Consider the following 12,791-nt stretch of genomic DNA (forward strand, 5'->3'; position numbering starts at 1 on the left):
TCCCTCAAGGTGGCCTTCACGGATCGTTGGTGCGGAGGAGCTAGAGAGTGATGGTCCAGCTGTCGAGCGTGCCGGTGTCCTGGGCGTAGGCGTCGTAGATCACGAGCGTCCAGGTGCCGGCGGCGACCTCGTTGGTCACGTTCACCGAGTAGTTCCGGGTGCCGAGTTCGGTGCACGGCAGGGAACCGGTCGGCTTCACCGAATACGTGCTGCCGTCGGGGGCCTTCAGGCTGATGCGAAGGTCCTCGGAGCAGGTGTGCGTCCCGGTGAGGGAGACCTTCACCGGCGACACGGCGTTGCCGGTCGCGGTCGAGGTGATCGGGCTGTTGACCGTGGCGTAGTCGTCCAGCGCGTAGTCGGTGCCGTTGGTGTAGGTCCGTTCACCGCCACCGGTGCCGACGGTCAGCGTGTACTGCGCGCTGTGCGTGCCGCTGGCCGCCGTGCCGGTCACCGTGATCGTGCTGGTGCCGTTGGGCGTGCTCGCCGACGTCGCGATGGTGAGCGTCGAGGACGCGCCCGACTGGACCGAAGCCGGGTTGAACGACGCGGTCGCCCCGGCGGGGAGGCCGCCGGCGCTCAGCGAAACCGACTGCGCCGCACCGTTGACGGTCGCGGTGTTCACCGTGACGGTCGCCGACTGTCCAGGCTGGACGGTGCCGGAGGTGGGGCTGACACCGACCGAGAAGTCGTTGCCCTGCGGGGTGCACGAGGTCGGCTCACCGGTCGCCGCGGTGACGCTGATCGCTTCCCACGCCGCCTTGGTGGTGTTGAACTCGGTGCAGGAACCCGGGTACAGCGCGAGCGCCGCTTCGAGGGTGGCCTTGCGGGCCGCCTTGTGGTTCCAGCTGGAGGTCTTCTTCAGCAGGCCGTTGTAGAAGATCTTCGCGGCCTTCTGGATGCCGAGACCGGTGATCGAGGTGTTGTTGCAGGTCGGGCTGGCCGGCTTGCCCGCGGGCGCGGTGCCCTCGGCCAGCAGGTAGAACCAGTGGTTCTGCGGACCCGCCGCGGCGTGCACCTCGGTGTTCGGGATGGACGAGGAGTAGCAGTTGGGGTTCCCGGAGATCTTGCTCGGCTGGTACATGTAGCGGATCGGGCCCTGGCCGACCAGGTTCACGCCCTCGCCGACCTCGTAGTCCGGGGTGTCCTTGGCGTTGTTGGCGTAGTGCTCGGTGATGGCGCCGAAGATGTCACCGGTGGACTCGTTGAGGCCGCCGTTCTCGTTGCCGCTGCCCGCGCCGCCCGGGGTGGTCTGGAAGATGGCGTGGCCGTACTCGTGCGCGACGACGTCCATCGAGGTGGCCTGGCGCTGGTTGTCCTGCGAGTGGCCGAAGGTCGTCGAGGAACCGTCCCAGTAGGCGTTGACCTGGTTGAGGCCGACGGAAGCCGGGAAGCCGCCGCCACTGCCGTTGATGCCGTTACGGCCCAGCCACTCGCCGAGCATCTTCCACTCGGTCTGGACGCCGAAAAGCGTGTCGACACAAGCGGTTTCGAGGTTGGTGCCGGAACCGTTGCCCCAGTTGTCGTCGGGGCCGCTGTACACCGCGCCGTTCTGCGGCTTGCAGCTGATGTTGGTGCGCTGCGGGTCGCGCATCGAATAGGTGCCGCCGGAGTTCGTCGTGTCGATGGTGACGTTGCCGACGTAGTAGCTGTTCCCGGCACCCAGGGTGCCGACCTCGTTCGACGTGCCCTGTGCGTGGGTCGGGAAGTTGGACTGCTTGACGTCGTCCCGTGTCTGCAGGATCGCGCCGGTGACACCGTCCACGAACACGTGCAGGTTACTCGGCGCATCCGCCTTCTTGCCGGCGACGACGACCTCGTAGGCGAGCTTGGGGGAGTTCCCCGCCAGCACGACCAGATTCGGCGCGGTCACCTTGTCTACTGTGGACAGTTGGCCGCGGGCGACCTCGGTCGCCTTCGCCGCGGAGACCTTGGCCTTGGTGTCGACCGAGATCGTCGCGGTCTCCGCGGCGCTGGTGCCGTGGACGCGTCCGGCGCCGTCGGCGACCACGACCGCGTCCCCGCCGACCACCGGCAGGCCACGATAGGTTCGTTCGTAAGCGGCGTAGAAGAGTCCTCCGCCACCTGGGGTCAGCCCGACGCGGCGGAAGCCCTCCTGGGCACCCTTGCGCAGACTGTCCACACCGGCTGCGGCGGCCTGGTCGGCCGCGTTCGCGGCCACGGAATCGGGGCTCGCGGGCTGGATGGTGGCGGTGGTCGCGTTCGCCGGTGTCGCCGGGAACGTCAAGCTCATGGCAAGGCCGGCGATGGCTGCCAACCCTGTTCTGAGCCCTCGTTGAACGGTCATGGGGAACCTTCCATGGGCAGGACCGTGTACCCGGACGGCCAACGGCGCGGCGGGGAAGGAGACCGGAGCGGGAACACGGCGGGGACGGGGAGCGTGTCCGCCGAAGATAACTGGAGTTATCCCGATGGACACGTCCGAGTAAAGGAGCCGGTAACCGGAGGAGTCAATGGGCCGGATGGCCTAGCCGGACGGCCGAAGATCATTTCGCGAGGAATAAAATCCCTGTGTAGTAAGGATTTTCCCGCCAGTCGCGATATATGGCGACTTTCGTATGGTTTTCAGTCCAGCGGCCCGGAATCGGACATAGCGGCCGCACGAATGCCGCGCCGATAGGCCACTGACGCCGCTTCGATCAGCCCGCGGGCGCGCAACGTGTCACCCAAATGCAGCGAGGTCGCCACGAGTGCGCCGCGCAATTCCGACTTTTCCTGTGCGGTGGCGGCTTCCTCCAGCAACGCGGTCGCCTGTGGCAGATCGCCGCGCGCGCGGGCGATGAGTCCCAGTAGGCGGAGAACCTCAGCCTTGGCTTCGATGTCGGGGGATCGATCCAGAAGCGGGCGGATCCCCGCGGCCAGTTCGGCTGCCTCGTCGAGCGCGCCTTGGCGGCGCCGGACGTCGGCGAGTTCGATCGTCGCGCCGAGTACGCCTTCCCGGGAGCCTGCCTTGGCCAAGAGATCGCGGGCGAGCAGCAGTTCGGCGTGCGCGTCGTCGAGTTTGCCCAGCCGCCGCCACAGAAAGCCGCGGGCCCAGCGGCTCCGTGCGGCGTCGCGGTCGTAGCCGATCGAGGTGAACAGCCGCAGCGCTCGCGAAAGATCCTTTTCGGCGCGGTCGACCAGACCGATCGCCTGCCACAGCTGGGCGGCCTGCCGGTGGTAGCGCGCGGAGATGTCTTTGCGGTGTGCGGAGGCGAGCGCGCGCCGCCCCTCCTCGGCGGCCCGCCGGGCTCGGCGGAGCGCGCCCATCTCGATGAGCGGGTGGATGAGCGCGGTCACCAGTGCCAGTTCCGCGTCGGGATCGACGGGGCCGGTGGAGCGGAGTTCGGCGAGTGCGGTTTCGACGAGTGCGACCGACGCGCCAAGATCACCCGATAGTGCCCGGCAGGCGGCGACCCGATTGACGATCATCGCGCGCAACCGGGGCGACGCGGCTTCGGCGAGTTCCATCGCGTGGGCGAATCCCTCGGCCGCCGACGGGATGTCGTACCGCTGCCACTGGACTTCGCCGAGATAGAACCGCGCGTGACACTGGACGTCCGCCAGCCGGTACGCGGCCGCCTGGTCTTCGATCCGGGCGAACTCCCGTTCGGCGGCGTCGAGGCCACCCTGTTGAAGTTCCCGATACGCCGTCTCGAGCGCGGCGGTGAGATCCTCGGCCGCGCCCGGCGGCCTGCCGAAGCGGAGTTCGTCCTCGGTCAGTCCGAGCCGCAGCGCGAGATGGGCAAGGACATCGTCGGAGGGCACGCGGCTGCCGGACTCGACTTTGGCGAGGAAACCGCGGTCGTAGCGGGGCTCGGCGAGCTCACGCTGGGTGAGCCCGCGAGCCTTGCGCAACCGCCGGATCCGCGCGCCGAGCGGTTCGGCCTCGGTTCGCAGGGACGGCATCGGACCACGGTAGACGATTTCCGGCCCGGTGCCCGGTTCAGCCGGACAGGTGAGTGAGGAGCGCGGCGAAACCGCTCGCGGGGAGGACGAGAACCGGCCTGACCTCGGGCGGGAGTTCGCACTGTTTGGTGTCCCGGATGCCGACGAGTGCGCCGTCGGTGCCGACTTCGACGCAGGCGTTCTCTTCGAAATGCGTATAGCTCGACTTGTGCCAGCCGGACAAGCGCTCGTGCCAGGTGAGGGTCATCGGAACTCCATTCGGTCACCGGTCGGATACCCGCAAACCATGCTTCGAACCCTGTGGGTTTCCGACGGGCAAGCGAACCCTCCTGTCGGGTGAAACGGACATATTGACTCGGGGGCGTCCTGCGGGCTAGCGTCTTGCGCCATAAAAAGGAAACTTTCTTAACTAATTACGAGCGGGGCGCCGATGATGGTGAGTTCCTGGTCCCGGGCGGTGGCCGCGGTTTCGGCACTGGTCCTCGGGGGTTTGACGGTTCCGGCGGTTTCGGCCGTGGCGGCGGTGCGCGGTGAGGTGCGGGTCGATCAGGTCGGCTACGGCATCACCGAAACCAAGTACGCCTACCTTCTGTCCAGCGCGCCGGGGTCCTTCTCGGTGGTCGACGAACGCGGCCGGACCGTCCATCGTGGACGGACCGGAGCCTCGCTCGGCGCGTGGAACGCGAAGTACCCGGCGGTGTACCAGCTCGACCTCTCGAAGGTCTGGCTGCCGGGCAAGTACCGGATCGAGGTCAGCGGCGAGACCAAGGCGACGTCGCCGACGTTCCGGGTGGACACGAAGCAGCGGCTCTTCACCCCGCTTGTCCGTGCCACCAACGAGTTCTTCCAGGCACAGCGCGACGGGGACGACATCGTCCCCGGCCGTCTCGACCGCAAACCCTCGCACCTGGCGGACAAACAGGCCACGGTCTACGACTGGCCGGTGTTCGTCGGCGAGGGCGGCGACGAGATCGCCGAACCGCTGAAGCCGATCGGCGGGCCGATCGACGTCGAGGGCGGCTGGGTCGACGCGGGCGACTTCGTCAAGTTCACCTCGAATACGGCGTACTCGCTGGCGGAAATGGGTCACGTCCTGCGTGAGGGCTACGATCCCGTGCTGGCCAAGGAGGTCACGCTCGGCCTCGACTGGCTCGACAAGATGTGGGACGAGCGGACCAAGACGCTCTACGCCCAGGTCGGGATCGGTACGGGCAGTGAGAAGTTCGGCTTCCTCGGCGACCACGACGTCTGGCGGAACCCGCACGACGACGACGCGCTCGAGGTGAAACCCGGTGACCCCAAGTATTTCGTGAAGCACCGGCCCGTTTTCCCGGCGAACCCCGGCGGGGCGGCGCTCAGCCCGAACCTCGCCGGCCGGGTCGCCGCCGCGTTCGCGCTCGGCGCGCAGGTGGAGGCGCGGCGGAATCCGGTGCTGGCCGAGAAGTATCTCGCCGAGGCCGCGTCGGTCTTCGCGCAGGCCAAGACCGAGAACGTCGGCGAACTCGTCACCGCGTTCCCGCACGCGTACTACCCGGAATCGTCTTGGCGTGACGACATGGAACTCGGCGCGGTACAGCTCGCCTTGGCGGGCAAGGCTTTGCGGGATCCGCGGGCGGCAGAGTGGACGCGGCAGGCGGCGCACTGGGCGAAGGCGTATATCGACCTCGAAGAGAAGAGCACGCTCAACCTGTACGACACGAGCGCGCTGGCGCACGCCGAACTGGCGAAGCTCCTGCGGCACGGCGTCCCGGGTGCGGCGCTCGGGCCGAAGGAGCTGATCGGCGACCTCCGGCGTCAGCTCGACGAAGGTGTCGCGAGTGCGGCTCAGAGTCCTTTCCGGACGGCCGTCTCGGTGAAGGACTTCGACGCCGCCAGCAAGAGCTTCGGATTCGCCGCGACCGAGCGGCTGTACGCCGAGGTGACCGGTGACCGCCGGTACGCCGCGTTCGGCTCGCAGCAGCGGAACTTCACCCTCGGCACGAACGCGTGGGGCGTCTCGCTGGTCGTCGGTGTCGGCACGACGTCGCCGAAGTGCCCGCATCACCAGGCGGCCAACCTCGCGGGTGAGGAGAAGGTGCTCTACGGCGCGGTCGTGAACGGTCCGAACGGGGCGGAGCACTTCGCGGACCTGCCCTTCCCGGCGGGAGCGAAGGAGTGCACGAAGCCGTACGACGCCTTCGACACGACCGAGTCGCGCTACACCGACGACCTCGCTTCGTGGCCGAGCAACGAACCTGCCATCGACTTCACCTCGACGGCGATGCTCGCGTTCGCGCTGGCGGGACGGTCCTGACCGGAACGTGGGGCTCGCGGATCGGCGCGAGCCCCACGTTCGGGTAGCCGACAACTCCTGTTCGCGGCGATGCCACCGCTCCGGACGGTGACGACGTCGTAGTCTTGGCGGGGTGAGTGAGACAAGCGAGTTCCCCGACGGCCAGTACCCGGAACGTCCGATCGAGCGCCACAAGGGCCCGGTCGTGCTGCGGCGGGATCGCCGTGACCAGGGCAGCACCACCGACCAGCGCCTGCTGGACTCACGCGGGCCGAGCGACTGGGTGCACACCGACCCGTGGCGGGTGCTGCGGATCCAGGCGGAGTTCGTCGAGGGCTTCGGCGCGCTGGCCGAGGTCCCGCGCGCGGTGACGGTGTTCGGTTCGGCACGGACCAAACGGGACCACCCGGAGTACGAACTCGGCCGCAAGATCGGCGGCGCGCTCGCCAACGCCGGTTTCGCGGTGATGACCGGCGGCGGCCCCGGCGCGATGGAGGCGGTGAACCGCGGCGCCAACGAGGCGGGCGGGTTCTCCGTCGGCCTCGGCATCGAGCTGCCGTTCGAGCAGGGCCTGAACCCGTGGGTCGACCTCGGCGTCAACTTCCGGTACTTCTTCGCCCGCAAGACCATGTTCATCAAGTACTCGCAGGCGTTCATCTGCCTGCCCGGCGGCTTCGGCACCCTCGACGAGCTGTTCGAGGCGCTCACCCTGGTGCAGACGAAGAAGGTCACGAAGTTCCCGGTCGTGCTGTTCGGCAGCAAGTACTGGGGCGGCCTGTACGACTGGATCGCCAGTTCGCTGCTCGCCGAGGGAAAGATCGGCCAGAAGGACCTCGAACTGCTGCACGTCACCGACGACATCGACGACGCCGTGCGCGTCGTGCAGGAGTCGTACAAGGCGTGGGAGGACACCCACTGATGGCGGCGCCGCGCAGGGTATGCGTCTTCTGCGGCTCGTCGATGGGCTTCGACCCGCGGTATGCCGACGAGGCACGGGCACTGGGCACGCTCCTGGCGACGCGGGGGATCGGGCTGGTCTACGGCGGCGCGTCGGTCGGCACCATGGGGGTCATCGCGGACGCCGCGCTGGCCGCGGGCGGCGAGGTGATCGGCGTGATCCCGGAGGCGCTGGGCAGCGTCGAGATCGCGCACGCCGGCCTGACCGAACTTCACGTCGTCGCCGACATGCACCAGCGGAAGGCGAAGATGGCCGCGCTGTCGGACGGCTTCCTGACGCTGCCGGGCGGGGCCGGGACGCTGGAGGAACTGTTCGAGGTGTGGACGTGGGCCCAGCTCGGACTGCACGAGAAGCCGATCGGGCTGGTCGACGTCGGCGGGTACTACGCCCCGCTGCTGAAGTTCGCCGACCACATGGTGTCGGAGGGCTTCCTGTCGGCGGGGTACCGGGACATGCTGCTGATCGACTCGGACGCTTCGGTCCTTCTGGACGGCTTCGCGGACTACGTGGCCCCTCCGCGGCCTAAGTGGGCGAAGTAGGGCTTGGGTAGCGCGTGAAGGCCTCCTTCCCTCGGCTCAGCCGAGGGAAGGAGGCCTTCACGCGCAGTTTGGCGACGCCTCGGTCCGTAAAGGCCTCCTTGCCTACCTTGAGGGTAGGGAAGGAGGCCTTCACGGCATCTCGCCCAGGCCAGTCATGCGCGGAATGCGCCTAGTGTCGCCAAAGTCCGAATCGCACGTGCAATGAAAGGTCCTTTCCTTGCAAATTTTGCAAGGAAAGGACCTTTCATTGCAGCGGAGAGGGTGAGCGCAGGAGTAAAAGGGAGCAAGGGACCTTTGCTACCGCCTACCTCAGGCAGCGCTCTGATCAGGGCGTTTGTGGTACGAGTCGACGTACTCCTGCCCCGAAAGCTCCAGGATCGCGTACATGATCTCGTCGGTCACCGAGCGCCGGATCGCCGGTGACGAATCCTGTCCCTCATACCGCGAGAAGTCCAAAGGCGAGCCGTAGGTGACGGTGATCTTCGCCCGGCGCGGGATGCGCTTCCCGGCGGGCTGCAGGTGTTCGGTGCCGGAGAGCGCGACGGGGACGACCTTCGCGCCGGTCGCCAGCGCCAAAGCCGCGACGCCGGTGTGGCCGCGGTGCAGCCGCCCGTCCAGCGAGCGGGTGCCCTCGGGGTAGATCGCGAACGCGCCGCCCGCGTCGAGCACCTTTCGCGCCGCCTCCAGCGCGGCGAGACCGGCTTGCGCGTTACCGCGTTCGACCGGGACGTAGCCGAGGCCGCCCAGGAACCCCGCCATCAGTTTGCCCTTGAGCCCGCGGCCGGTGAAGTACTCCGCCTTGCCGAGGAACTTGACCTGCCGCATCGCCGTGAAAGTGATCACGCCGGTGTCCAGCGCCGCCCGGTGGTTGGGTGCCAGCAGCACCGGGCCCTCGGCGGGGATGTTCTCCACGCCGCGGATGTCGGGGCGGTACAGCGCCCTGACCAGCGGGCCCAGCACGAATCGGACGAGTAGCGGTAGCAAGGTTCCTCCATCGACAGGGTGTCGGACTCCAGCATGGCACGATCACTACTCATGAGTTGGTTCGAGCGGCGTACGTGGCAAAACCCCGATTGGACGCTCGACGACATCGTCGCTGCGAAGGGTGACCGGACGGTTTCGGTCGTGCTACCGGCACTCGACGAAGAGGACACCGTCGCCGGGGTCGTCGGCACGGTCCGGCCTCTGCTGGGCACGGTCGTCGACGAGCTGATCGTGATGGACTCCGGCTCCACCGACGCCACCGCCGAGCTCGCCGAACGCGCCGGCGCGCGGGTGGTGCACCGCGAGGACGTGCTGCCCGAGCTGCCGCCGGTGCCGGGCAAGGGCGAGGTGCTGTGGCGGTCGCTGGCCGCGACGACCGGTGACCTCGTCGTGTTCCTCGACTCCGACCTCGTCGACCCGGATCCGGCGTTCGTGCCGACGTTGCTCGGCCCGCTGCTCTGCGAGGACGGCGTCCACCTGGTCAAGGGCTTCTACCGCCGGCCGCTGCGCCTGGAGAGCAGCGGCGGCGGCCGGGTCACCGAGTTGCTGGCGCGACCGGTCCTGTCTGCGCTGCGCCCGTCGCTGTCCGGGCTCATCCAGCCTCTCGGCGGCGAGTACGCCGCGACGCGCGAGTTCCTCGAGTCGGTGCCGTTCGCGGCCGGGTACGGCGTCGAGATCGGGCTCATCCTCGACGCCGAAGCGCGCTACGGCCTCGAAGGGCTCGCACAGGTCAACCTCGGCGTACGCAAGCATCGCAACCGTTCGCTGCTTCAGCTGGGCGTCATGGCGCGGCAGATCCTCGGGACGGCGCTCGCGCGGTGCGGCATCAAGTCCGACGACCCGGCCCAGCTCACCCAGTTCGTGCAGTTAGAGGACGAGTGGCTGCCGGAGGTGGCCGAGGTGTCGATCAGCGACCGGCCGCCGATACGGGAGATGCGGTGCGGCTGGTCGTGAGTGGCGATTCGGGTTCTAACCCGAATCGCCACTCACGACCACCTGTACCGATACGCCACTTGCCCCTCCTAACCCAGTCGTAAGATCTCGTCGAAGCCCGCGACGTGCGCTTCCCGATGCGTCACGAGGACGACGGTGCCGCGCGTGGCCGCGAGAACGTCGGCCAGGACGGCGTCGCCGTGCTCGGGGTCCAGGCCCTCGACGGGCTCGTCCAGCACCAGGATCGGTGGCGCGGCCAGCACCGCCCGCGCCAGCACGAGCCGCTGGCGCTGCCCGCCAGAGAGAGCGTCACCGTCCGAGCCGACCTCACGGTCCAACGGCAGGTCGAACCCCGCCGTCGCGCAGGCTTCGAGCAGCTCGGCGTCCGTGGCGCGGGGCTTCGCGAGCAGCAGGTTCTCCCGGACCGTCGTGTGGAAGACGTGCGCGTCCGCGAGCGCGCCCGAGACCACCGACGGCAGCAACGTGGGGTCGTACTCGTCGAGCGGTTTCCCGTTCAGCTCGACCCTCCCGGACGTCGGCGCCACGAACCCGAGCAGCACGTTCAGCACCGTCGTCTTCCCGGCGCCGCTCGGCCCCAGGATCCCGACGCGCTTACCCGGCGGAAGGTCGAGGTCGACGCCTTCCAGCGCCGGCGCCCGGCCGGGGAACCGCACGCCGACCCCTTCGAGCCTCAGGTGCCCGGGTTCGGGTACCAGGGTTCCCCGCGGGGGAGCGGGTTCGGTCAGCAGCGCGCGCACCCGCTCGGCCGAAGCCCGGACCTCGACCCAGCGCTGGGCCGCCGCGGTCAGGGGGAGCACCAGCTCGAACACGGTCAGCGCACCCAGCGCCAGTGCCGCCGTCAGCGGCGTCGAAACCCCGGCGGTCAGCGCGATGGTGACGCAGGTCAGCAGCTGGACCAGCATCCCGGCGGCGGCGAGCAGGCTGGTCCGGTTCGCCGTGGCCCGGTCGCGCGCGGCGAGCGCGTCGACGGCGGTGTGTGCCGCGTCCACAGTGGACTCGTGGACGCCGTACGCGATCAGCTCACGTCGTCCGGTGATCAGCTCGACCGCCCGTTCCGCGAGGTCGGCCCGTGCCGGGGCGCTCTGCTCCGCCGCCACGCGGGTGATCCGCACGCACAGCCACGGCAGCGCGATTCCCGCGACGGCGAGACCGAGTGCCAGCACCAGACCCGCCACCGGACTGATGATCAGCGCGACCGTGGTCGAGGCCAGTCCGGCGAACGCGGCGACCCCGGCCGGCAGGAGGCAGCGGAGGATCGCGTCCTGCACCGCGTCCACATCGGACACCAGCCGGGTCACCAGGTCACCACCGGAGTGCCGGGAGACCCGGTGCGGCAGCAAGGAGGTGTACACCCGGGTCCGCAACGCGCCGAGATAGCGCAGGACGACCTCGTGCCCGGCGAGCCGCTCGGCGTACCGCAGGCCGCCGCGCAGCAACGCCAGCGTCCGGACGGCGACGATCGCCACGGTCAGCGACGCCAGCGGCGGCTGCTCGGCCGCCTTCAGCAGCAGCCACGCGGCGGTGGCCATCAGCGCCAGCCCGGCCAGTTCGGCGCCGGACGCGATCAGCCCGGCGCGGATCAGCCGGACGACATCCTTTGTGGACACTCCCCAGACGTTCACACCAGTTCCCGTTCTCTCACGGTGCCACCGCGGATTTCGACGACGCGGGTGGCCAGCGCGGCCATCGCGGGCCGGTGGGCCACGAGTACCGCCGTCCGGCAGGCGAGCAGTTCGCGGGTCGCGCCGAGCACGGCGGCTTCGGTCTCCGCGTCGAGCCGCGCGGTCGGCTCGTCGAGCAGCACCAGTCCCGCTTCGGTACGGGCGAGCGCCCGTGCGAGGCCGAGCCGTTGCCGCTGCCCAGCCGAAAGCGGCGCACCCAATTCCCCGACCCGGGTCCGGTAGCCGTCCGGCAGACCTCGCACGACCTCGTCGAAAGCCGCCGCGCGGGCCGCCGCCTGGACGTCCGGCACCTGGCCCATGGCGATGTTCTCCTCGACGGTCCCCGCGAACAACGTCGGCCGCTGCGGCACCCACGCCGTCCCCGCCCGCCACGGCCCGGGATCCAGTTCCCGCAGGTCGACGCCGTCGACGAGGACCCGGCCGGACGTCGGCGTGAGGAACCCCAGCAGCACCGCCAGCAGCGTGCTCTTCCCGGAACCACTCGGTCCGACGAGCGCGATCTGCTCGCCCGCGTCGATCGTCAAGTCCACTTCGGACAGTACGACGTGCTCGCCGTAGGCCACGCTGACCTTCTCCAGCACGATCTTCGGCGCACCGCGCCGGGCGACCTGTGAGCCGCGGACGACCTTCGCCGGACGGACGGCGAGTGCCTCCCGCAGGGTCGCGAGTCCCTCCGCGCCGGCGTGGAATTTCGCCCCGGCCGCCCGCAACGGCAGGTAGGCCTCGGGGGCGAGCAGCAACACCAGTACCGCGGTGCGCACGACCATCCCGCCTTCCAGCAGCCGGAAGCCGATCGGCACCGCGACCAGCGCCACCGACAGCGTCGCCACCAGTTCCAGTACCAGCGCGGACAGGAACGCGACCCGCAGCGTGCGCATCGTCGCGTCCGTATGCGCGTCCGCCATCGCCCGCACCGTCTTCGCCTGCGCCTCCGCCCGCCCGAACACCTTGAGCGTGCCGAGTCCGCGCACGACGTCGAGGAAATGCCCGCCCAGCCGGGAAAGCAGCCGCCACTGCTTGACCGTCTTCGCCAACGCGAGCTGGCCGACCAGGATCGCGAACACCGGGATCAGCGGCAGGGTCGCGGTGATGATCAGCGCCGAAGCCAGATCCGCGGCGAACAGCCGGACGAGCACCGCGACCGGCACGATCGCCGACAGCACCAGCGTCGGCAGATAGCCGGTCAGATACGCGTCACCGGCGTCGATCCCTTTGGTCACCAAGGTCGCGACCTCACCGGGCTTCTCCACCTCCGCGCCGAGAAGCCGTTTGCGCAGACCGGCTTTGACCGTCGCCGCGAACCGGCCGCCGACGGACCCTTGGCCGCCCGCGAGCAGCACACGGGCCGCGATGGCGGCCACGAGCGTCCAGGTCACACCGCCGCCGGTGAGCAGCGTCGCGAGACCGTCCGCCTGGGCGAGAATCGCCACCGCGGTCAGCGTGCCGAGGACGGCCAAGACGCCGAAATGGCGCCGCAGTCCGGGAAGGGGAGGCAT

General features: G+C 69.4%; 10 protein-coding genes. 4 read left to right on the forward strand and 6 right to left on the reverse strand.

What is annotated here, in order from left to right; translation table 11 throughout:
• Positions 1 to 40: 40 nt before the first annotated feature.
• The 3 genes from ACZ5ZX_RS26870 to ACZ5ZX_RS26880 all read right to left on the reverse strand — a co-directional run bounded on the left by ACZ5ZX_RS26870 (position 41) and on the right by ACZ5ZX_RS26880 (position 4,153).
• The gene (locus ACZ5ZX_RS26870; protein WP_465504743.1) at positions 41 to 2,305 is read right to left on the reverse strand and encodes a M4 family metallopeptidase; all 2,265 of its coding nucleotides are present in this window, start codon (positions 2,303 to 2,305) and stop codon (positions 41 to 43) included.
• 278 nt (positions 2,306 to 2,583) lie between these two features.
• A complete protein-coding gene (locus ACZ5ZX_RS26875) occupies positions 2,584 to 3,906 on the reverse strand; it encodes a helix-turn-helix domain-containing protein (RefSeq protein ID WP_465504744.1) in 1,323 nt (440 codons plus the stop codon).
• 37 nt (positions 3,907 to 3,943) lie between these two features.
• Positions 3,944 to 4,153: a DUF397 domain-containing protein gene (locus tag ACZ5ZX_RS26880; protein ID WP_465504745.1), complete on the reverse strand. Its 210-nt coding sequence runs from the start codon at positions 4,151 to 4,153 to the stop codon at positions 3,944 to 3,946.
• A gap of 183 nt (positions 4,154 to 4,336) precedes the next feature.
• Between ACZ5ZX_RS26880 and ACZ5ZX_RS26885 the strand changes: the two genes are divergently transcribed.
• The 3 genes from ACZ5ZX_RS26885 to ACZ5ZX_RS26895 all read left to right on the forward strand — a co-directional run bounded on the left by ACZ5ZX_RS26885 (position 4,337) and on the right by ACZ5ZX_RS26895 (position 7,675).
• Positions 4,337 to 6,199 carry a glycoside hydrolase family 9 protein gene (locus tag ACZ5ZX_RS26885; RefSeq protein ID WP_465504746.1) on the forward strand — a complete coding sequence of 621 codons (1,863 nt, stop codon included), beginning with the start codon at positions 4,337 to 4,339 and terminating at the stop codon, positions 6,197 to 6,199.
• A gap of 112 nt (positions 6,200 to 6,311) precedes the next feature.
• The gene (locus tag ACZ5ZX_RS26890) at positions 6,312 to 7,097 is read left to right on the forward strand and encodes an LOG family protein (protein WP_465504747.1); all 786 of its coding nucleotides are present in this window, start codon (positions 6,312 to 6,314) and stop codon (positions 7,095 to 7,097) included.
• Positions 7,097 to 7,675 carry an LOG family protein gene (locus tag ACZ5ZX_RS26895; RefSeq protein WP_465504748.1) on the forward strand — a complete coding sequence of 193 codons (579 nt, stop codon included), beginning with the start codon at positions 7,097 to 7,099 and terminating at the stop codon, positions 7,673 to 7,675. The genes ACZ5ZX_RS26890 and ACZ5ZX_RS26895 overlap by 1 nt, the downstream gene beginning before the upstream one ends.
• A gap of 309 nt (positions 7,676 to 7,984) precedes the next feature.
• On the opposite strand, the gene ACZ5ZX_RS26900 is transcribed toward ACZ5ZX_RS26895, so the two are convergent.
• Positions 7,985 to 8,659 (reverse strand): lysophospholipid acyltransferase family protein, encoded by a 675-nt coding sequence (locus ACZ5ZX_RS26900; protein WP_465504749.1) that lies wholly within the window; start codon positions 8,657 to 8,659, stop codon positions 7,985 to 7,987.
• Positions 8,660 to 8,710: 51 nt separating this feature from the next.
• On the opposite strand from ACZ5ZX_RS26900, the gene ACZ5ZX_RS26905 reads away from it, so the two are divergent.
• The gene (locus ACZ5ZX_RS26905) at positions 8,711 to 9,613 is read left to right on the forward strand and encodes a glucosyl-3-phosphoglycerate synthase (RefSeq protein ID WP_465504750.1); all 903 of its coding nucleotides are present in this window, start codon (positions 8,711 to 8,713) and stop codon (positions 9,611 to 9,613) included.
• 68 nt (positions 9,614 to 9,681) lie between these two features.
• Here ACZ5ZX_RS26905 and cydC read toward each other — a convergent pair whose 3' ends face one another.
• Positions 9,682 to 11,235, reverse strand: a complete 1,554-nt coding sequence (cydC, locus tag ACZ5ZX_RS26910) for a thiol reductant ABC exporter subunit CydC (RefSeq protein ID WP_465504751.1) — start codon at positions 11,233 to 11,235, stop codon at positions 9,682 to 9,684.
• The gene (gene cydD, locus ACZ5ZX_RS26915) at positions 11,232 to 12,791 is read right to left on the reverse strand and encodes a thiol reductant ABC exporter subunit CydD (RefSeq protein WP_465504752.1); all 1,560 of its coding nucleotides are present in this window, start codon (positions 12,789 to 12,791) and stop codon (positions 11,232 to 11,234) included. Before cydD ends, cydC begins: the two co-directional genes overlap by 4 nt.

The sequence above is a fragment of the Amycolatopsis sp. NPDC033938 genome (assembly GCF_055575975.1).